The organism is Actinomycetes bacterium (assembly GCA_036000965.1).
Lineage (GTDB): Bacteria > Actinomycetota > CALGFH01 > CALGFH01 > CALGFH01 > DASYUT01.
The window spans coordinates 26,166-45,281 of the sequence record DASYUT010000053.1; the positions used below are offsets into that span (position 1 = coordinate 26,166).

At 73.5% G+C, this 19,116-nt stretch carries 18 protein-coding genes; 7 read left to right on the plus strand and 11 right to left on the minus strand.

The window, feature by feature from the left end; translation table 11 throughout:
• Window positions 1–56 precede the first annotated feature (56 nt).
• Window positions 57–1,727, plus strand: coding sequence for an alkaline phosphatase D family protein (locus VG276_03820; GenBank protein ID HEV8648531.1), 1,671 nt, complete (start codon window positions 57–59; stop codon window positions 1,725–1,727).
• Between the two features lie 186 nt (window positions 1,728–1,913).
• Here VG276_03820 and hppD read toward each other — a convergent pair whose 3' ends face one another.
• The 3 genes from hppD to VG276_03835 all read right to left on the minus strand — a co-directional run bounded on the left by hppD (window position 1,914) and on the right by VG276_03835 (window position 5,454).
• A complete protein-coding gene (hppD, locus tag VG276_03825; GenBank protein HEV8648532.1) occupies window positions 1,914–3,023 on the minus strand; it encodes a 4-hydroxyphenylpyruvate dioxygenase in 1,110 nt (369 codons plus the stop codon).
• A gap of 229 nt (window positions 3,024–3,252) precedes the next feature.
• The gene (locus VG276_03830; protein HEV8648533.1) at window positions 3,253–4,494 is read right to left on the minus strand and encodes a lipase family protein; all 1,242 of its coding nucleotides are present in this window, start codon (window positions 4,492–4,494) and stop codon (window positions 3,253–3,255) included.
• A 192-nt stretch (window positions 4,495–4,686) separates the two neighbouring features.
• A complete protein-coding gene (locus tag VG276_03835) occupies window positions 4,687–5,454 on the minus strand; it encodes a sulfite exporter TauE/SafE family protein (GenBank protein HEV8648534.1) in 768 nt (255 codons plus the stop codon).
• Between the two features lie 316 nt (window positions 5,455–5,770).
• Here VG276_03835 and VG276_03840 point away from each other — a divergent pair, with 316 nt between their 5' ends.
• Together VG276_03840 and VG276_03845 are read left to right on the plus strand one after the other, a co-directional pair.
• Entirely contained in the window at window positions 5,771–6,010 is a 240-nt protein-coding gene (locus tag VG276_03840) for a hypothetical protein (GenBank protein ID HEV8648535.1), read from the plus strand.
• A gap of 33 nt (window positions 6,011–6,043) precedes the next feature.
• Window positions 6,044–6,256, plus strand: a complete 213-nt coding sequence (locus tag VG276_03845; GenBank protein HEV8648536.1) for a hypothetical protein — start codon at window positions 6,044–6,046, stop codon at window positions 6,254–6,256.
• A 115-nt stretch (window positions 6,257–6,371) separates the two neighbouring features.
• On the opposite strand, the gene VG276_03850 is transcribed toward VG276_03845, so the two are convergent.
• The 4 genes from VG276_03850 to VG276_03865 all read right to left on the minus strand — a co-directional run bounded on the left by VG276_03850 (window position 6,372) and on the right by VG276_03865 (window position 11,009).
• Entirely contained in the window at window positions 6,372–7,796 is a 1,425-nt protein-coding gene (locus VG276_03850; GenBank protein HEV8648537.1) for a phosphatase PAP2 family protein, read from the minus strand.
• A gap of 70 nt (window positions 7,797–7,866) precedes the next feature.
• Complete coding sequence (locus tag VG276_03855) at window positions 7,867–9,096, minus strand: NAD(P)/FAD-dependent oxidoreductase (GenBank protein HEV8648538.1); 1,230 nt, start codon at window positions 9,094–9,096, stop codon at window positions 7,867–7,869.
• Between the two features lie 205 nt (window positions 9,097–9,301).
• The gene (locus VG276_03860) at window positions 9,302–10,066 is read right to left on the minus strand and encodes a DUF4230 domain-containing protein (GenBank protein HEV8648539.1); all 765 of its coding nucleotides are present in this window, start codon (window positions 10,064–10,066) and stop codon (window positions 9,302–9,304) included.
• Window positions 10,067–10,268: 202 nt separating this feature from the next.
• Window positions 10,269–11,009: a protein phosphatase 2C domain-containing protein gene (locus tag VG276_03865; GenBank protein ID HEV8648540.1), complete on the minus strand. Its 741-nt coding sequence runs from the start codon at window positions 11,007–11,009 to the stop codon at window positions 10,269–10,271.
• Between the two features lie 216 nt (window positions 11,010–11,225).
• Here VG276_03865 and VG276_03870 point away from each other — a divergent pair, with 216 nt between their 5' ends.
• The 4 genes from VG276_03870 (at window position 11,226) to VG276_03885 (ending at window position 15,081) form a co-directional block, all read left to right on the plus strand.
• Complete coding sequence (locus tag VG276_03870; protein ID HEV8648541.1) at window positions 11,226–11,441, plus strand: hypothetical protein; 216 nt, start codon at window positions 11,226–11,228, stop codon at window positions 11,439–11,441.
• Window positions 11,442–11,678: 237 nt separating this feature from the next.
• On the plus strand, window positions 11,679–12,617 hold the full coding sequence (locus VG276_03875; GenBank protein HEV8648542.1) for a hypothetical protein: 939 nt from the start codon (window positions 11,679–11,681) through the stop codon (window positions 12,615–12,617).
• Window positions 12,614–13,954 (plus strand): hypothetical protein, encoded by a 1,341-nt coding sequence (locus VG276_03880; GenBank protein HEV8648543.1) that lies wholly within the window; start codon window positions 12,614–12,616, stop codon window positions 13,952–13,954. Before VG276_03875 ends, VG276_03880 begins: the two co-directional genes overlap by 4 nt.
• The gene (locus VG276_03885) at window positions 13,951–15,081 is read left to right on the plus strand and encodes a carboxylate-amine ligase (protein HEV8648544.1); all 1,131 of its coding nucleotides are present in this window, start codon (window positions 13,951–13,953) and stop codon (window positions 15,079–15,081) included. The genes VG276_03880 and VG276_03885 overlap by 4 nt, the downstream gene beginning before the upstream one ends.
• Before the next feature lie 89 nt (window positions 15,082–15,170).
• Here the strand turns inward: VG276_03885 and VG276_03890 are convergent, their stop codons facing one another.
• The 4 genes from VG276_03890 to msrA form a co-directional block, all read right to left on the minus strand.
• The gene (locus VG276_03890) at window positions 15,171–15,911 is read right to left on the minus strand and encodes an alpha/beta hydrolase-fold protein (protein HEV8648545.1); all 741 of its coding nucleotides are present in this window, start codon (window positions 15,909–15,911) and stop codon (window positions 15,171–15,173) included.
• Window positions 15,908–16,960 (minus strand): alpha/beta hydrolase-fold protein, encoded by a 1,053-nt coding sequence (locus VG276_03895; GenBank protein HEV8648546.1) that lies wholly within the window; start codon window positions 16,958–16,960, stop codon window positions 15,908–15,910. Before VG276_03895 ends, VG276_03890 begins: the two co-directional genes overlap by 4 nt.
• 151 nt (window positions 16,961–17,111) lie before the next feature.
• Entirely contained in the window at window positions 17,112–18,263 is a 1,152-nt protein-coding gene (locus VG276_03900; GenBank protein ID HEV8648547.1) for an aminotransferase class V-fold PLP-dependent enzyme, read from the minus strand.
• 120 nt (window positions 18,264–18,383) lie between these two features.
• Window positions 18,384–19,040, minus strand: a complete 657-nt coding sequence (msrA, locus tag VG276_03905; protein ID HEV8648548.1) for a peptide-methionine (S)-S-oxide reductase MsrA — start codon at window positions 19,038–19,040, stop codon at window positions 18,384–18,386.
• Window positions 19,041–19,116 lie beyond the last annotated feature (76 nt).

The window sequence follows — 19,116 nt, forward strand, 5'->3', positions numbered from 1 at the left end:
GTGCGGTGGCGGTCGAGCAGGTTGACGGCCGGCCCGGGTGGATAGGCTAGGCAACCATGAGAGGACTCGTGCTCGGACCGCTGCTTCGCTACGTCGGCGAGGCCCAGGCGACCGTCTGGGTGGAGACCGACGGCCCCTGCGAGGTCGAGGTGCTGGGCCACCGCGCCGCCACCTTCCACGTCGAGGGCCACCACTACGGGCTCGTGCTGGTCGAGGGGCTCGAGCCGGGCCGGGCCTACGAGTACGAGGTGCTCCTGGACGGCGAGCCGGTCTGGCCCGAGCCGGGCGGCCGCTTCCCGCCCAGCTCCATCCGCACCCTCGACCCGGAGGGCAAAGGCCGGCCGCTCAGGCTGGTGTTCGGCTCCTGCCGGGTCGCCGCGCCCCACGAGCCGCCCTACACGCTGCCCAAGCACGTCGACAAGCGCGGCCGCGAGGTCGACGCCCTGCGCACCTTCGCGCTGCGCATGCTCGAGCAGCCGCCCGATGCCTGGCCGCACGCGCTGTTCCTGCTCGGCGACCAGGTGTACGCCGACGACACCTCCCCGGGCACCCGCGAGTTCATCCGCGAGCGGCGCGACACCAGCCAGCCGCCCGGGGAGGAGGTCGCCGACTTCGAGGAGTACACCCACCTGTACCGGGAGGCGTGGAGCGAGCCGGTGCTGCGCTGGCTGTTGTCGACCGTGCCCAGCGCGATGATCTTCGACGACCACGACGTCCACGACGACTGGAACACCTCGGCTGCCTGGCTCGCCACCATGCGGGCCGAGCCCTGGTGGCAGGAGCGGATCGAGAGCGGGCTGGCCGCCTACTGGATCTACCAGCAGCTCGGCAACCTCTCGCCCGCCGAGCTCGCCGACGACCCGGTGTACGCCAAGGTGCGGGCGGCCGAGGACGCCGGGCCGTTGCTGCGCCGGTTCGCCGCCGAGGCCGACCAGGAGACCGAGGGGACCCGCTGGAGCTACCACCGCGACTTCGGCACCACCCGGCTGCTGGTGATCGACTCCCGCTGCGGGCGGGTGCTCGACGAGCAGAACCGGGACATGCTCGACCCGGAGGAGTGGCGCTGGGTCGAGCAGCGCATGACCGGGCAGTTCGACCACCTGCTGGTCGCCACCTCGCTGCCGTTCCTGCTCGCGCCGGGCACCCACCACCTGGAGGCGTGGAACGAGGCGGTCTGCGCCGGCGTCTGGGGCCGGCTGGCCGCCACGCTCGGCGAGCGCCTCCGCCAGGCGGCCGACCTCGAGCACTGGGCCGCCTTCGGCCGCTCCTTCGACCGGCTCGCCGGCCTGCTCGTGGAGGTGGCGAGCGGCCGCCGGGGCCCGGCGCCCTCGTCGGTCGTGGTGCTGTCTGGCGACGTCCACCACGCCTACCTGGCCAGGGTCGACGACCCGCCCGGCACCCGCCTCGAGAGCAAGGTCTACCAGGTGGTCTGCTCGCCGCTCCGCAACGCGCTGGAGCCGAGCATGCGCCGGGTGCACCGGCTGGCGATGACCCCGGCGGGGGAGCGGATCGGGCGGGCGCTCGCACGCCTGGCCGGCGCCCGTCGTCCCGCGATCGGCTGGCGGGTCCTGCGCGGGCCCTGGTTCGACAACCAGGTCGCCACCATGGAGCTGGACGGCCGCGGCATCGAGCTGCGGATCGAGCGCGCCCCGGCCGGCCACGACCCCGACCCGAGCCTCGACCCCGTGCTCGACCACCGCTTGGCCGAGGTCGCCCCCCGGCCCTGACCAGGGCACCCGGCCCTGACCCGGGCACCCGGCCCTGACCCGGGCCTGCGGGCCGGGGCCGGGGCCGGGGGCGGTCAGAGGTTCCCGCGGCGGGCCCGGGCCGGGGTGGTGCGGTCAGAGGTTCCCGCGGCGGGCCCGGGCCGGGGTGGTGCGGTCAGAGGTTCCCGCGGGCGGGGGCCGGGGAGGTCAGAGGTTCCCGCGGGCCTCCTGCTCGCGCTCGAGGGCCACGAACAGCGCCTTGAAGTTGCCCTCGCCGAAGCCCCGCGAGCCGTGGCGCTCGATCATCTCGAAGAACACCGTGGGCCGGTCCTGGTTCATCTTGGTGAAGATCTGCAGCAGGTGGCCCTCGTCGTCCCGGTCGGCCAGGATGCCCAGCTCCCGCAGGGCGCCGACGTCGAGGTCGAGGTCGGCGAAGCGCTCGGCCAGGTCGTCGTAGTAGGTGTCGGGCACCCGCATGAACTGGATGCCTCTGGCCGCCAGGGCGCGCACGGTGGCGACGATGTCGGAGGTCGCGATGGCCACGTGCTGCACCCCCGGCCCCCGGTAGAACTCGAGGTACTCGTCGATCTGGCTCTTCCTGCGACCCTTGGCCGGCTCGTTGATCGGGAACTTGATCCGCCCGGTGCCGTCCCAGGCGACCTTGCTCATCAGCGCCGAGTACTCGGTCGAGATCGCCTCGTCGTCGAAGTGCACGAGCTGGGTGAACCCCATGACCCGCTCGTAGAAGTCGACCCAGGCGTCCATCCGGCCGAGCTCCACGTTGCCCACGACGTGGTCGACGGCCTCCAGGCCGACCACGGGCAGCGGGTCGGGCACCACCGCCCAGGCGGCGTAGCCGGGCGCGTGGGGGCCGGTGTAGTCGCTCCGGTCGACCAGGGTGTGGACGGTGTCGCCGTAGGTCGCGATCGCGGCCCGGCGGAGTATCCCGTGCTCGTCCTTGAGCTCCTCCGGCTCGAGCACCGGGGTGGCGCCCCGGGCCACCGCCGCCTCGAACGCGCGCCCGGCGTCGAGCACGCCGAGGCCGACGTCGCGCACGCCGTCGCCGTGCCTGGCCACGTGCTCGGCGATGGGGGAGTCCGGGGTCAGGGCGGTGGTGAGCACGAGCCGGACCGAGCCCTGGGCGAGCACGTAGGAGGCGCGGCCGCGCACGCCGGTCTCGGGACCGGCGTAGGCGACGGGGGTGAAGCCGTACCCGGTGCGGTAGAAGTGGGCCGCCTGCCTGGCGTTGCCGACCCACAGCTCGATCGCCTCGAAGCCGGTGAGGGCGAGCGGGTCGCTGGCCTGCTGCTGGGTCATGGGGCGCTCCTTTCGGCCGGCCAAGCCCGGCGCGGCGACGAGCGCGGGGCAGCATCGCCCAGCCGAGTGAGATCGCGCTTCCATCCTAGCCTGTCGGTCGCCGCCCTCGCCGACCGGGTCGGCAGCTCCCGGGCGAACGCCTACACCCGGCTCGAGTGGCTGCGGTCCGAGGGCGTGGTCGCGGGCTTCAGCGCCGGCGTCAACCTGGCCGGCTCGGGCCCGTGCGCGGTCAGGCCGGGCAGGAGCTGCCCGCCGGCACGCCCGCCAGGCGGGCGTCGATCCAGGCCAGCACGTCCGGGCCGCTCGCCTCCATGACCTTGCCGTGGTGGACGCCCGGGTAGACGCTGAGCCGGGGCCTGCCGCCCAGCTCACAGAGGCGCGCGGTCAGGGCGCGCACCACGGCCGTGGGCGCGGTCCCCTCCGCGGCCCCCTGCACCACCAGGACCGGCGCGTCCACGCGGGCGCGGCCCGGGGCGTTGCTGGCGAACAGGCCGGGCCAGGGGCCGACCTTGCGCGGGTCCCGGGCCAGGGCGGGCTCGCCGCCCTGGTTGGACCCTGGGCAGGCGGTGAGCAGCCGCTCGGCCGCGGCCCGGCCCGCCGGGGTGAGGATGTCGAGCGGGGCGTCGTAGACCTCGTGCCAGGCGGTCGCGATCAGGACGCCGAACTCGGTGGTGCGCAGCGGCGCGGGGTGGAACGGCTCCCGGTCCAGCGCAGCCAGGGCGCCGCCGGGCGAGACCGACACCAGGCCGGCGAGCGGCAGCTCGGGCGCGTAGGACGGGGCGAGCTGGCCGGCCCAGAGCACCGCGTGCCCGCCCTGGGAGAACCCCCAGAGCGCGACCCGGCCGCCCGCCCTGGCGGCGCGGAGCTGGCCGGCGGCCCGGACCGCGTCCAGGACCGAGTGACCCTCGCTCTTCCCGACCAGGTAGGGGTGGACGCCCGGGGTGCCGAGCCCCTCGTAGTCGGTGGCGACGACCACGTAGCCCCGGTCGAGGAGCCTGGCCAGCCAGACCCTGCCGAAGGCGCGCAGCCCGGCCAGTCCGCGGCTCGAGGGGGCGCACCGGTCGGCCAGCCCGGCCGTCGCGTGCGCCCAGGCCACCACCGGGCGGGCGCCGGCCGGCGCCCGCCCCCGCTTGGGGGACGGCGCGACCACCAGGCCCGACACGGCCACGTCACGGCCGTCGGCGCTGCGGGAGTGGTACAGGATCGCCCACGCCCGGGCGCCGGCCGGCGCCGCGGGCCCGGCGATCCGCATGGCCCGGATGAGCTGGCCGGGCGCGCCCTCCGGGAGCGGCAGCGGGTCGGGGAGCTGGTAGAACGCGGGTGGCGGCCGCTGCGGCGGGCTCCCCTGGACGCCGTTGCCGTACCAGGCCGCTCCCGTGGCCAGGGCCGAGGCGGCCAGCAGCACCACGGCGAGCCGGCGCGCGGACGGCCCCCAGGGGGCGCCGAGCCGCCACTCCCCGCCTGCCTTCATCGCGGGTCCCGCCTGTCCGGCTCGTTCATTGCGCGAACCGTAGCAGGCGCACCGTCCGCGGGTACAGTGCGGTCTGGTGGCGTTTGCAATGCTCGCTCGAGCGCTCCGGCCTCGACGTGGCGGGCGGTCAGACGACCTCGACGTGGCGGGCGGTCAGACGACCTCGCCTCGCCTCACCCGGGTCGACGACGGTCACGACAGCAGCAGGCGCAGGCCGACGGCCAGGCCGAACGCGATGACCAGGGCGCGGAGCACGCGGTCGTCCAGGCGGCGGGCGAGGGCGACCCCGGCCTGGCCGCCGAGCAGGCTGGCCAGGGCCATGACGGCCACGGCGAGCCAGGCCACCTCGGCGAACAACGCGAACCAGACCGCGGCGATGACGTTGATGAGCAGGGAGAGCAGCCCCTTGAGGGCGTTCAGGCGCTGCAGGCTGTCGGTCAGGAAGATCCCGAGGATGGCGAGCATCATGATGCCGACCCCGGCGCCGAAGTAGGCGCCGTAGACGGCGGCCAGGAACTGGCTGGCGTACAGGGCGACCCGGTGCGGCCCGCCGCCGTCGCGCTCCCGGCGGGCTTGCACGAACCGGGCCAGCCGCGGCTGCACCGCAAGCAGCCCGCATGCAAGGAAGATCAGGAATGGCACGATCAGCTCGAACAACTCAGCCGAGCTGACGACCAGCAGGAAGGCGCCGAGCACGGCGCCGCCGGCGCTGATCGCGCCCAGGGCGCGGACCCTGGCACCCTGGCCGGCGAGCTCCCGGCGGTAGCCCAGGGTGCCGCCGAGGTAGCCGGGGCAGAGCGCGACCGTGTTGGTGACGTTGGCGTCAAGCGCGGGGTAGCCGACCGCGAGCAGGGCGGGGAACGAGACCAGCGACCCGCCCCCGGCGACCGCGTTCACGGCCCCGGCGACGAGAGCCGCGCCGGCCAGGATGGCGATCTGGGGGAGCCCGAGGTCGGCCACGCCCGCAGCCTACGGGGCGGCCCGAGGCGCTCGGCTGGAAGCCCCGACGCTCACCAGCGCCACCCGGGGATCGCGTCCAGGACTGGATGCGTCATCGCTGCTCCTCCCACGCGGTCGCAGCCTACAGGTTCCCGGGGTGGGGCCGGATCGGCTCGGCCGGTGCGGGCGCTGCGCCAGCCGGCCTGCCACGCCTGGCGGGTGGGCCCTGTCCGTGGACGGGACCGCGCCGGGGGAGTACCATCCGAACACGTGTTCGAGTACCGTGTCCTGCGTGTCCATCGCGCAGGCGGGGTGGCCGGGAGGGAGGGGCCAGCGAATGGGAGAGACCACCAGCCTGCTCGACCAGGCGACCGTCACCAACGTCGGTCAGCTCGTCCGGGCCCTGCAGGCGTTCCCGCCGGAGACCCCGGTGGAGGCTGGTCTCGGCTACCGCGACGAGACCGACAGCTATCAGACCGTGACCGTCACTGCGGTGACCTCGGCCTGGCTCGACGGCCGGCCCGACGTCACCACAGTGATCGTGCTCGGCGAAACGGGTAGCCTCCGGGCGCCGTGACCGGATCAAAGGCCCATGGACGGGAGGACGTACATGTCGCAGACGCAGGCAGAGCCCATCGAGAAGGGCAGCGAGGTCAAGGTCAGGCGGCCCGGCAGCGGCGAGTCCGGGACCTGGAAGGTGACCGGGCGGGTGGCCAGCTCCGGGACCGACGACCCGGCCTACGACGTGACCAACCTGATCAGCGGGCGTCAGCGGGTCTTCCGGGCCTCTCGGCTCATCGTGCTGCGCGCGGTCAAGCGGTGACCGGGCGCGCTGGCGGCGCGGGCCGGTCCTTGCCCCACGACGTCGTCAGCGGGTAGACGCCGACGTCTCTGAGGGGTCGCGAACTCCGAACGGTTCTGCCGGGAGGGCCGGCACCTCAGGCCTCCAGCTGCTCCCGGACCTCGGGGCGGGCGCGCAGGGCACGGCGGGTCGGCGCTGGCAGGTCGCGGGACCCGAGCAGCGCAGCCGTCCGCCCGAACGCGTCCGGGCCGAGCGCCTCGCGGGCCGATGCCACGACCCGGGCCGGCTCGACGACGAGCGAAAGCGAGGCGAGCAGCCCGGCGGCGTCCTGGTCGAGCTGGCGCTCGCCGGCAGCCGCCTCGGCCCGGTCGAAGTCGACCAGCCAGGGGTGGCCCTCCTCGTCGACCACGAAGCTGTCCGGCTGGAGGTCGCCGTGCGCGATCCTGGCCCGGTGCAGGATGGCGACCTGCCGCCAGACCTCGCCGAGCAGGGTGTCGTCGATGCGCTCGGCGGGGAGGCGCTCGAGGCCGAGCCCGGGCACGCGGTGCTCGACGAGCAGGCCGGCGCCGTTGCCGAACGGGCGCACCAGCAGGACCGCGGGCGCGCGCACGCCGGCGCCCGCGGCGAGCAGCGCCATCGACGCCTCGTGCTCGACCTGCTGCACGGGCGGGCTGAACCGGGGTGGTCCGGCCGACCTGCGGAGCGTGAGCCACCGCCAGGCCCGCCAGAGGAGGTCGCCGTCGCGCCGCTCCCTCGGGACCACCTTGACGAACAGGTCGGGCCGGTCCCGGCTGGTGACGTAGTAGCTGGCCGACCGGCGCGACTCGGGCTCGACCGGCTGCAGCTCGACCGGGTCGAGCCCGTACCGGTGCAGGGCCTGGCGCACGCGGGCCAAGGCTGGGCGGCCCCTGGGCGCCCCGAGCAGGAGGTGGACGAGCGACCCGGCCGCCCAGCCGAGCGCGGCGCCCCCGAGCACGTCCAGGGGCAGGTGCGCCCCCACGTACATGCGGGCCAGGCAGACCACGATGGCGCCCGCCCACGCGACCCGCCGGCCCCGGCGGCCGAGGTAGGGGCTGGCCACGGTGGCGAGCGCGACCGCTACCGCGGAGTGTCCCGACACGTAGCCCAGGCCCCGGGCCGGCTCCCCGAGGATGTGCACGTTGTCGAGCAGGGTCTGCGGCCGGCCCCGCTGCACGAACTGCTTGATGACCCTGGCCACCACGTAGATGGCGCCGCCGGCGACCGCGGCGTCGAAGGCCAGCCGCCAGCGGCGGGTCGCCGCGGCCGCCACCGCGACCAGAGGCACGGCCCCCAGGTTGCCGAGCTGCATCATGAACCAGACGAACGGGTAGGCCCAGCCGGGGATCGGGAGGTCGTTGACGAGCCGGAAGACGTTGGTCTCCTGCTGGCCGATCCGGTCGCTGTGCACGGATCGGGTGCACAGGACGACGAGGACCACACCCAGGGCGACCCGCAGCGCGTCGCTCGGGTGGCGGGTGTACACCTCGCCACGGAACCGCCTCAGCGACACGCCCGCCCGGGCGCCGGCCATCTCCGCCATGCTACCGCCCCATGTCCGCGCTGCCCGGAAGTCTACGTTCTGCCTGGTCCCCTGAACAGCCCGGCCGGGCTCAGCCGGGCAGGCGCCCGAGGACCTCGGCGGCAGCGCGCAGGCCGCTGCGGACCGCGCCCTCCATCAGCCCGGCCCAGTCGCCGGCGGTGTGCTCGCCGGCGAAGTGCAGCCGGCCGGCGGGGCGGGCCAGGAGCTCGTCGTCGCCAGGGTCGCGGTCCGGGGTGCGGGTCGAGTAGGCGGCACCCACCCAGGGATCGCAGTCCCAGGTCGACAGCACCACGCCGGCCTCGTCGAGGTCGAGGTCGGGCCGCAGCGCCCGCAGCCGGCCCAGCCAGCCACCCGGGCCCTCGGCGACGCCGAGCCGCTCGAGCGCCGGCGCCGAGCCCGCGAACGCGCTGACCACCGGCTGCACGGCCCCGTCGGCGCCCCGCGCGGTCCAGGTCCAGTAATGGTCGGGAACTGACAGAACCGCGCTGGGCGGGGCCGGCCGCCGCAGGGGCACGAAGAGCTTGGCCGCGTGCCCGTAGACGACCCGCCCGAGCGCGCCCGCCTTCCAGGCCGGCAGGGCCGGGTCGAAGCGGATGCGGCCGGTCACCGAGGCCGGCACCGCGACGACGGCCGCGTCGGCCGTTACCACGTCTCCGCCGGCCCGGACCCGCACCCCAGGCCCGGTCCACACCACCGACTCGGCGGGGGCGCCGAGCCGGACCGCCGGGCCCAGGCGCTCGGCCAGGCGGTCCGCGACGCGCTGGTTGCCACCGGCCACGCGCACGCTCTCGCTCCGGTCGAACGTCGAGCCGGCGTGGTCGAGCGAGGTCGCGGCGAGCGCGCCCACCGGCTGGGCAGCTGAGACCTGGATGCGGGCGGCGATCGCCTCGCGCGCCCCCGGGTCGAGCGGCAAGGCCTCGAGCACCGCCGCGACCGACAGGCCTGGCCGGCGCCAGGCTCGGCCCGGCTCGGCGAGCAGCCGCCCGAGCTTGGCCACCTCGGCCCAGAGGGTCTCGCGGTCCACGCCGAGCCCGCCCCGTGGCTCGCGGTCGCCGTAGCTCATGCCGGCCGGCGCCAGCTCGAGGCCGAGGCGGCCGGTGGTGTCGGCCAGTGCGCGGTGCCCCCGCTCGACGAACTCGGCCCCCAGCTCCACGATGGCGGCGTTGCCGAGCCGGGCCGAGTGGACGCGGCCACCCACCCGGTCGCGCGCCTCGAGCACGAGCGGCTCGGCGCCCCCCTCCTGAAGGGTCCAGGCTGCCGCGAGCCCGGCGAAGCCCGCTCCGATGACGCACACCCGCATGGCCCGATCCTACCTGGACGGCGGCGGCCCCGGCTGGCGCTCCTGCCTGACGCCGTCCACCGAGGTGGTGGCCACGTCCTCAGGTCTTCAGTCCGATAACCGGTTGTATTCCGGACAGCAGCCAGGCGCCTCAGGCTGATCCCGGCGTGCCCCGGTGACCTGCGGCGTGCCCGGGGTGATCCCGGCGTGCCCCGGGTGACCGCCGTCAGGTGGGCGGGTCCTGGAAGGTGACGGTGACGTTGGTGAAGCCGAGCGAGCGGAGCATGCCCACAAGCATCGCCCGGGTGTTCGCCTCGGCCCTGGCCACCAGCCCGCTCTCGACCGCGGCCGACCCGAGCTTGGTGGTGGCGAGCTGGTACAGCTCCCGCTCGCTGGTCGGGTTGTCGGACAGCACCGAACCGAGCCGGTCGAGCAGACCCCGCTTGCGCGAGGCGACGAAGCTGCGGTCGGGGTCGATGCGGGCCTTGGTGAGCCGCGCGTGAGGCAGGGTGACCGAGACCGAGCGCCGGTCCTCGGAGACCTTGATCGCGCCCTTGTCGACGCCGGAGAAGTCCACCTCGGCGTCCACGCTGCCGGCGGCCACGAACAGCGTCCGCTCGCCCTTGACGAACGACGGCAGGTACTTCGAGTCCTTCTCGAGGTCGATCAGGATCTGGAAGTTGCCCGAGGCGGCCTTGTAGACGTGCAGGTCCTCGATCGCCTTGAGCACCACGGGCGGGCTGCGGTCCACCGACCGGGAAGCGAACGGGTTGGGGAAGGACGGCCACAGCCGCCAGCCGACGAAGCCCCCGACCCCCAGCACCGTCAGCACGAGCAGCGCGACGACCAGCAGGGCGATGCCGATGCGGGCCCGCGACGGGCGCTGCCGCTCCTGCGGCGGCCACGGTCCGCCCAGCCGCGACGTCTCCGCCCAGGGGTCGTACGGCCCCAGCGGTCTCGTCGGTTCCTGCCTGCCCATGCGCTTGCTCATCTTCTTCTCCGCCTACCCTTTGGGAGCGCTCGCCCTACCCCGGCGCACCCGATTGTGCACGTTGCGGCCAGCCCGGGGTAGGCGCGGCCATCCCCGTGACCTCCGGCGACGACGCCCACGACCGTGCCGCTGGCGCCGAGGACCGCACGGAACGGCCCGGTGATGCTCCGCGCCCCTCCGGCACGGGCCGGCGTCGCGACGGTCAGGCGCCCGGGTCGCCCTTGGCGGTCCGGACCAGGACGACGGTGACGTTGTCCGGGCCGCCGGCGGCGTTGGCCGCGTCGACCAGCGCGTCGCAGGTGGCGTCGCCGTCCGGGGACGACATCAGCAGCTCGGCGATCATGTCCTCGCCGACCGGCTCGGTGAGGCCGTCGGAGCAGAGCAGCACCTGATCACCGGAGCGGAGCGGGAGCGGCGGCGGGAGCTGGATGTCGACCTCCCGCTCCAGCCCGATGGCAGTGGTCAGCACGCTGCGGTAGGGGTGCGAGGCGGCCTGGTCGCGGGAGAGGCGGCCCTGGCGGACCATCTCGGCCACGACCGTCTGGTCATTGGTGAGCTGCCGCAGCGGCTCGCCGGGCCGAAGCAGGTAGGCACGGCTGTCCCCGACGTGCGCGATGACGAGCTGCTCGGCGGCGAGCAGGGCCGCGGTCAGGGTGGTGCCCATCCCGGCGCGGGCCGGGTCGAGCGCCGCCTCGTCGCGAACGACCCGGTTGGCTTCCTCGAAGGCGGCCACCAGCTCCTCCCGGGCCGCCTCGACGCTGGCCGGGCGCATGCCGTCGAGCCGGGCCAGCACGCGCACCGCGGTCGCGGACGCGACCTCCCCGGCCGAGTGGCCGCCCAGGCCGTCGGCGACGGCGAACAGCGTCCTCCCCGGGTGGTGGCTGTCCTCGTTCCGGTCCCTGACCCGGCCCGGGTCGGAGCGGGCGAACGCGCAGATGAGCATGGTCGATGCCTTGGTCGCGGGCTACTGACACCAGATCATAGTGCCCACCCGCCCCGTAGACGGCGCGGCCGGAAGCAAGACTTCCACCTCGCTTCGCAGCCGTCTCAGGGCCGGCGGAGGTTCCGGACGGTCGGTGCGTCATGGCAGATCGCGATGGGATCATACGAATGGGCGGGTGCGTCACGTGGACACCTGTCGGGCGAAGGAGCGTTCATCATGAAGACCGGCCACCTCGACGAACTGCTCAGCCGGTTCACCGCTGAGCAGTGCAACGCCGCGGTCGACGAGCTCGAGCGGTACCTTGACGCCGGGCTGGCGAGCACGAGGGAGCTACTCGCTGCCTTTCTGAACGACCTCCACGACGAGTGCCTCGTCCGGTGGGGTCCCCTGGGTGACACCGGCCAGGCGGTCGGCCTGCCTGGACCGCCCTAGAGCCCGAGGATGGCGCCCGCGAGCCCGCCGACACCCTTCCCGTGGCCGCCGCTGCTGGTTAGGCTTGCCGTGGCGAGGGCAAGAACGGGCGCACCGCCGTGTCCCCGACGCTCCCCGCCGCCAGGAAGCGGGTGATCGCCACCGGAACCCACCGCCGTCCACCGACCGGACGCACACGTGCGGCCTAGCACGGGTGCACGGCCGCACCCGCCCGGTCCGCGCCCGGAAGGAGCCCCCATGCCCAAGCTCGTCGGCCTGCTCGTAGGGATCGAGAACACCTTCCCGCTGCCGTTCCTCGACGTGGTGAACGAGAAGGGCAAGCAGGACGGCATCCGGGCCGAGATGTGCTCGCTCGGGGGCGCTGGGGAGCTGGAGGAGCCGCCCCGCTACGCGGTGATCGTCGACCGGATCTCCCACGAGGTCCCCTTCTACCGCGCCTACCTCAAGAGCGTGGCCCTGCTCGGCACGGCGGTCATCAACGACCCGTTCTGGTGGGAGGCCGACGAGAAGTTCTTCGAGTGCACCCTGGCCCGCAAGCTCGGGGTGGCGGTGCCCAAGACGATCGTGCTGCCCAACAAGGAGTACATCGGCTACATCGACCCGGACCGGTCGCTGCGGAACCTCCAGTACCCCCTGGACTGGGAGGCGGTCGTCGGCTACACGGGCCTGCCCGCGGTGCTCAAGCCGAACACCGGCGGCGGCTCGCGCGACGTGTACGTCGTCGGCTCGCTCGAGGAGCTGATCCGCGCCTACGACCAGACCGGGCAGAAGACGATGATCCTGCAGCAGTACATCGACTGGGACGATTACGTCCGCTGCATCGTGATCGGCGAGGACGTGCTGCCGTTCCGCTACGACCCCAGGCGGCCGTTCTTCGACCGCTACGTCACCGACAACCCGCCCGAGGGTGAGCTGCGCGAGCGGGCCATCGGTGACGCGCGCACCCTGACCCGGGCGCTCGGCTACGACATGGACACCGTCGAGTTCGCGGTCAAGGACGGGGTGCTGTACGCGATCGACTTCCTGAACCCGGCCCCCGACTTCGACAACTTCTCGATCAAGGACGAGGGCTTCGACTGGGTGCTGCACCACATGAGCGAGCTGGTCCTACGCTACGCGCGCGGTGAGGCGGCCCCGCCCTGGCGGGGCGAGCACCGCTGGTGGAGGTACGTGTGAACGATCCCGTCGCCGCCTGGCACGAGCTCCTCGACGACCGGGCGCTCGCCAACGAGACCTGCGCCGCGCTCGCCGAGGGGCAGCGCGAGCGGGGCCTGTACTTCGGCGCGCACCCGCTCTCGGTCGCGCTGCGCCCGCAGCTCATCGAGCAGGCGCGCTGGGACCGGGCGGTGGGCGCCGCCGAGACCGTCTACGCCGCGCTCGGCGCGCTCGAGCGGGCGCTGCTGGCCGACGCCGACCTGCGCGCCGAGCTGGACCTGACGCCCGAGGAGGAGCGCTTGGCCCTGGCCGACCCGGGCTGCGGCTCGTCGTCGCCGTCGAGCCGGCTCGACAGCTTCTTCGCCGACGAGATCCGCTACGTGGAGTACAACGCCGAGTCGCCGGCGGGCATGGCCTACGGTGACGTGCTCGCCGAGGTGTTCGAGTCCCTGCCGGTCATGCAGGCGTTCCGCAAGCGCTGGCGGCTGCACCACCTGCCCGTGCGCCAGGCCCAGCTCGACTGCATGCTGCGCGCGTTCGCCGAGTGGGGCACGGGCGACACCCCGGTCGTCGCGATCGTGGACTGGCCCGGCCTGCCGACCCTGTCGGAGTTCGAGATGTTCCGGGAGTGGTTCGAGTCGCGCGGGGTCCGCACCCACATCTGCGACCCGGCCGGCCTCGACTTCTCGGGCGGCTCGCTGTGGGCCGAGGGGGAGCGGGTCAACCTCGTCTACCGCCGGGTGCTCACCAGCGAGCTGCTGGCCACCGAGGACGAGGCCCACCACGCCCTGCGCGACGCCTACCTGGCCGGGGCGGTGTGCGTGGTCAACACCTTCCGGGCCAAGCTGCTGCACAAGAAGATGAGCCTGGCCCTGCTGTCGGACGAGCGCTACGCCGGGCTCTACACCCCGGCCCAGCGCGAGGCGATCGAACGGCACGTGCCGTGGACGCGCAAGGTCCGCCACGGCCCCACCACCCGCCACGGCGAGCCCATCCAGGACCTGGTCGCCTATGTCTGCCAGCGGCCCCGGGAGCTGGTGCTCAAGCCCAACGACGAGTACGGCGGCAAGGGGGTGGTGCTCGGCTGGACGGTCCACGCCAACGACTGGGAGCAGGCGGTCGACGTCGCCCTGACCCAGTCCTACGTGGTGCAGGAGGCCGTGCCGGTGCCGCGCGAGCCGTTCCCGGTCGCGCTCGAGGGCGTGCGCCTGCTCGACCTCGCGGTCGACATGGACCCGTACCTGTTCGACGGCCGGGTCGCGGGCACGCTCACCCGGCTGTCGTCGTCCGCGCTGCTCAACGTCACCGCGGGCGCGGGAAGCATCGTGCCCGCCTACGTGGTGGAGGGATCGCTGTGACCGAGCCGCGACTCACGATCGGCATCGAGGAAGAGTTCCAGATCGTCGACTCCGACGGGGAGCTGCGGGCCCACATCGACACGCTGCTCGCGGTCGCCCGGCCCCTGCTCGGCGAGGACGTCAAGGCCGAGATGCTGCAGTCGGTGGTGGAGGTGGGCACCAAGATCTGCCAGAACGTCGGCGAGGCGCGCGCCGAGGTCGTGCGCCTGCGGGGCGCGCTGGCCGGCCTGCTCAGCCCGGACGGGCTGCGGATCGTGTCGGCCGGCACCCACCCGTTCTCGCGCTGGCAGGACCAGCGCATCACCGAGCTCGAGCGCTACAAGCTGCTCGAGGCCGAGATGCAGGACGTGGTCAGGGAGCTGCTGATCTTCGGCATGCACGTCCACGTCGGCATCCCCGACCCCGAGGCGCGCGTCGAGGTCATGAACGAGGCGCGCTACTTCCTGCCCCACCTGCTCGCCCTGTCCACCTCGAGCCCGTTCTGGCTGCGGCGCAAGACCGGCCTGAAGTCCTACCGGAGCGTGATCTGGTCGCGCTTCCCGCGCACCGGCATCCCGCCCGAGTTCGGCTCCTACGACGAGTTCAACAACCACGTCGAGCTGCTGATCAAGACCAACTGCATCGACAACGGCAAGAAGATCTGGTGGGACCTGCGGCCGCACTGGCAGTACCCGACCGTCGAGTTCCGGGTCTGCGACGCGATCACCCGGGTCGATGAGGTCATCTGCGTGGCCGCTCTCATCCAGGCGATCTGCGCCAAGCTGCTGAAGCTGCGCGGCCAGAACCTCGGCTTCCGCAAGTACCTGCCCTCCCTGGTGGCCGAGAACAAGTGGCGGGCGGTCCGCCACGGCATCGACGGCAAGCTGATCGACTTCGGCAAGCTCGAGGAGGTCCCCATGCGCGACCTCGCCCGCGAGCTGCTCGAGTTCGTCGACGACGTGGTCGACGAGCTGGGCTCCCGGGCCGACGCACAGTACCTGCACACGATCCTGCGCGACGGCACCAGCGCCGACCGCCAGCTCGCGGTCTACGAGCGGACCGGGGACCTCAAGGCGGTGGTCGAGCACCTCGCCGACGAGACGGTGGCCGGGGTCCCCCTGGCCGCTGCGCCCAGCGGCCAGGCCTGAGCGGCCGCGCTGGGGGATCTGCCCGACCGTGGCACAGGCGCGCTCGGGGGGCCGTGGCGGCGGGACCCGCCCGACCGTGGCACAGCCTCCTAGCAGAAGCGGGGCAGGTGGTGGGCGAGCTGGGCCCGCCAGGAGGGCCAGTCGTGGGGCACGTCGTAGCCCCAGAGGTCCAGCTCGTGGGGGACGCCCTTGGCGTCCAGCACGCCTGCGAACGCCTTGGTGCTCTCGAGCGCGCCGGTGGTGTCCTCCCACATGCCCTGGCCGCAGACCAGCACCAGGTGGACCTGGCGCCGCAGCCAGTCGAGGTGGTCGCCGTCGGCGTTGGCCATGTAGTCCGTGGGGTTGTTGAAGTAGACCGCGTCGCCCCGCTCCCAGCCGCCGCCCACCGCCGCGACGTCGTACACCCCGCTCATGCAGATGGCGAGGGGGAACAGGTCGGCCCGCTTGAGCGCGAAGTTGGCGGCGTGGTAGGCGCCGAAGCTGCACCCGGTGAGCATCACCTCGGTGGGGCCGCCGCAGTCGGCGTGGACCCGCGGGACCACGTGGTTGACGACCCAGTCCTCGTACCCGGCGTGCCTGCGGGCCCGCTCCTCGAGCGGCAGGGCGTTGTTGCGCCAGCTCTGGTCGTCGAAGCTGTCCACGCAGTAGAGCTTGACCCGGCCCGCCTCGACGAGGTCGCCGACGGCGCCGACCATGCCGCGGTCCTCGAAGTCGGTGCGGCGGCCGCCGTCGGAGGGGAAGGCCAGCAGCGGGCGGCCGTAGTGGCCGTAGGCGACGACGCCTCCCGTGCCGATCGCCGGCGACTCGACCGCCCACTCGTCGCGCCTCATCCCCACAGCTCCTTCAGCAGGCTCACCAGGTGCGGGTCGAACATATCGCGCCAGGCGGTCCAGTTGTGGGCGTCGCGGCTGGCGGCGAAGCGCGCCGGGTAGCCCTGGCGGCGCAGCACCAGGCTGGTGGCCCGGTTGTTGGGCAGGTTCAGCTCGACGCCGCCGCAGGTGATCACGATCGGGATCGGGTGGCTCCACTCGCGGTCGGCGTGCACGCGGTCCATGAAGCGGCGGATGCGCTGGAAGTGCTCGAAGCCGATCTCGTGGTGGTCGTAGCGGTGGTGGAAGAAGCTGCCAGACTGCAGGAACAGCCCGCCGAAGGTGGCCGGGCGCTGCCGGTGGGCGTGCAGCATCGCGAGCGCGCCGAGGCTGGCGCCCATGCCGACGCGGAAGCGGCGGCCCGGCGGCGCCGGGGCCACCGTGGCCAGCGACGGCAGCACCTCGCGGGCGAGCGCCTCGGCGTAGGCGTCGGAGGCCGAGTAGTGCTCGTCGCGCCGCATCGGGTGGAGCAGGGCGGCCCGCATGGGCGGGAGCGCGCCGCGGTGGGAGAGCCGGTCGAGCATGAGCGTAAGGCTCGAGTACTGCGCGTACTCGATGCCGTCGTGGGCGACGAGCAGCGGCAGCCGCTCATGGGCGGTCACTCCCGGGCTGGCCCAGAGCGCGGCCCGCATCCGCCCGCCCAGGGTGGGCACGTCGACCTCGAGGTCGGTGGTGGTCCCGGCGGGCGCGTCGACCGGGACCGTCCAGCCCGGCGGCCGGTACTCGGGGAACTCGACGACCGACTTGTCGCCGAACGGTCCGGGGGCGCGCAGCGGGTTGGCCGGGTCGCAGACCAGCTCGCTGCGCCCGTCACCGTGGAGCAGCTCGATCAGGTACTCCATCCGGTCCACGGCCGGGCGGGGGAAGCGCAGCCGCCACGGTCTGCCGTTGCCGTCGGGCTCGAGGCTCCAGCCGCCGCGGGGCATGGCGACCTCTTGGAACAGCCAGGCCGCGGCCAGGTCGCGACCGGTGTCATGAAGCTGGAAGGTGACCCCGTCGGCGGACAGCATGGGACCAGCTTTGGAAGCAGCAGGCATGCCACCTGGATACCACGGAACCCCGACTGCACGCCTGCCTTGGGAACACGGTTGCGCTCGAGCCCCCGTGGCCCAGTCCGCCTCCGTCGCAGCGAGCGGAAGCCCAGCTGCTGGACGCGGCTCGTCAAAGGACCCGGTCGAGCGTCGCGAACAGGTGGGTGATGTCGTCGTCGGTGATGTGCAGATGTGGGCTGATCCGCAGCGCCGACCCGCGGACACCCACGTGGACGCCGGCTTCGCTGAGCGCGGCGAGCAGGTTGCTGCGGAGCTGGTCAGGGACGCGCACGCCGAGCATGTGCGCCCCCCGCGCCGCCGGGGTCGCCAGGCCGTGGTCGCAGGCCCGAGCTTCGATGGGTGCGGTCACCGCATGCAGCGTCGCGGCGATGTTGGCGACGCCCCAGGCGTGCACCTGCTCCAACGCGGCGATCGCCATCGGGGTCAGCTCAAAGGCGGTGCGCGCGCCGACGTCGAAGCGGCGTGCGCCGGGCTGGTAGGTGTCCGGGTAGTCGACCAGGCGGGCGAAGTCTCGTGCGCCGTCGCGGAGGATCCAGTTCTCCTCGATCGGCTGGCCGTCGTGCCAGGCCTCGTCGACGTACAGGTAGCCGAGCCCGAACGGGCCGAGCAGCCACTTGTAGCCGACCGTGACCAGGAAGTCCGGTCGCAGGACGCCGACATCGATCGGCATCGCGCCCGCGGACTGGCTGGCGTCGACGACCAGCTTGGCCCCGACGCTGCGGGCAGGTGGAGCGATCCGGTCGAGGTCCACCAGCGCCCCGTCGGTCCAGTGCACCTGCGGCACCGACACCACCGAGACCCGCTCGTCGAGCGCTGCCAGGACCGCGTCGGCCCAGCCCTGCCCCGGCGCACGGTGCACGGTGTGGAGCTCGGCGCCGGTCCGGCGTGCGAAGCGAGCCCAGGTGTAGATCCCAGACGGGTACTCTTCGGCCAGGACCAGCACGCGCTGGCCTGGCCGGGCGGGCAGGTTGGCGGCGGCCACCGCCATGCCGTAGCTGGTCGCGGGGACCAGCGCGACGCTCCCGGCTGGGGCGCCGATGAGCTGGGCGAACAGCGCCCGCCGACGCTCGGCGTCGTCGAACCAGTCGGCGGCGGCGATCCGCCACGGCTGGGCTCGTCGTTGCAGCGCCTGCCGCCCGGCGGCAACGCCGGCGCGCAGGGTCGGGGCCAGGCTGGCGACGTTGAAGTAGGCGACGTCAGGGGGGATGTCGAAGAGGTTCCTGGCGACTGGCAGCATGCGCTGCACGGGCGCTGGGTTCATGACGCCTCCTGGATAGGCTGTGCTGAGCGGCGTCGACGGTCTCACCTGCCCGGTGTTGGCGGCGGGCGAGGCCAACCGGGCCGTCCCGGTCCGAGCGTCGCGAGCACAACGGCAGCTGCGTCAGTTCTCCGCCCTCGTCACCCCGACGGGGCAGCTCACCCCGGTGCCGCCGATGCCGCAATAGCCGTTCGGGACCTTGTCGAGGTACTGCTGGTGGTAGTCCTCGGCGTAGTAGAACTCCGACGCCACGCCGACCTCGGTCGTGACCTGGCCGTACCCGGCCGCGGTCAGCTCCTTCTGGTAGGCGTCGCGGGACGCCTCGGCGGCCTCGCGCTGGGCGTCGGACCGGGTGTAGATGGCCGAGCGGTACTGGGTGCCGACGTCGTTGCCCTGCCGCATCCCCTGGGTCGGGTCGTGGCTCTCCCAGAAGACCTTGAGCAGCTGCTCGTAGCTGACCTGGCCGGGGTCGAACACGACCAGCACGGCCTCGGTGTGCCCGGTGCGCCCGCTGCACACCTCCTCGTAGGTGGGGTTGGGGGTGAACCCTCCCGCGTAGCCGACCGCGGTGGTCCACACGCCGGGGGTCTGCCAGAACGCGCGCTCGGCGCCCCAGAAGCAGCCGAGGCCGAAGACCGCCTGCTCCAGGTGGTCCGGGAAGGGCGGTGTCAGGGGCGTGCCCAGGACAGTATGGCGCTCCGGCACAGGCATCCGTGCCGACCGGCCGGGCAGCGCGTCCTTGGCCGCGGGCATGCTGGTCTTGTGGAAGCCGAAGATCATGCGGGACTCCTTGCTCTTGGTGCTCGTCTGACTGGTGCTCGTCTGACTGGTGCTCATCCTGGTCGTTCGCCAGCTG

What these genes read in the sequence shown, in the direction of transcription:
- VG276_03820 (HEV8648531.1), top strand. Translation starts at nt 57, where the DNA reads ATGAGAGGACTCGTGCTCGGACCGCTGCTTCGCTACGTCGGCGAGGCC.
- hppD (HEV8648532.1), bottom strand. Translation starts at nt 3,023, where the DNA reads ATGACCCAGCAGCAGGCCAGCGACCCGCTCGCCCTCACCGGCTTCGAG.
- VG276_03830 (HEV8648533.1), bottom strand. Translation starts at nt 4,494, where the DNA reads ATGAAGGCAGGCGGGGAGTGGCGGCTCGGCGCCCCCTGGGGGCCGTCC.
- VG276_03840 (HEV8648535.1), top strand. Translation starts at nt 5,771, where the DNA reads ATGGGAGAGACCACCAGCCTGCTCGACCAGGCGACCGTCACCAACGTC.
- VG276_03845 (HEV8648536.1), top strand. Translation starts at nt 6,044, where the DNA reads ATGTCGCAGACGCAGGCAGAGCCCATCGAGAAGGGCAGCGAGGTCAAG.
- VG276_03850 (HEV8648537.1), bottom strand. Translation starts at nt 7,796, where the DNA reads ATGGCGGAGATGGCCGGCGCCCGGGCGGGCGTGTCGCTGAGGCGGTTC.
- VG276_03855 (HEV8648538.1), bottom strand. Translation starts at nt 9,096, where the DNA reads ATGCGGGTGTGCGTCATCGGAGCGGGCTTCGCCGGGCTCGCGGCAGCC.
- VG276_03860 (HEV8648539.1), bottom strand. Translation starts at nt 10,066, where the DNA reads ATGAGCAAGCGCATGGGCAGGCAGGAACCGACGAGACCGCTGGGGCCG.
- VG276_03865 (HEV8648540.1), bottom strand. Translation starts at nt 11,009, where the DNA reads ATGCTCATCTGCGCGTTCGCCCGCTCCGACCCGGGCCGGGTCAGGGAC.
- VG276_03870 (HEV8648541.1), top strand. Translation starts at nt 11,226, where the DNA reads ATGAAGACCGGCCACCTCGACGAACTGCTCAGCCGGTTCACCGCTGAG.
- VG276_03875 (HEV8648542.1), top strand. Translation starts at nt 11,679, where the DNA reads ATGCCCAAGCTCGTCGGCCTGCTCGTAGGGATCGAGAACACCTTCCCG.
- VG276_03890 (HEV8648545.1), bottom strand. Translation starts at nt 15,911, where the DNA reads ATGAGGCGCGACGAGTGGGCGGTCGAGTCGCCGGCGATCGGCACGGGA.
- VG276_03895 (HEV8648546.1), bottom strand. Translation starts at nt 16,960, where the DNA reads ATGCTGTCCGCCGACGGGGTCACCTTCCAGCTTCATGACACCGGTCGC.
- VG276_03900 (HEV8648547.1), bottom strand. Translation starts at nt 18,263, where the DNA reads ATGAACCCAGCGCCCGTGCAGCGCATGCTGCCAGTCGCCAGGAACCTC.
- msrA (HEV8648548.1), bottom strand. Translation starts at nt 19,040, where the DNA reads ATGATCTTCGGCTTCCACAAGACCAGCATGCCCGCGGCCAAGGACGCG.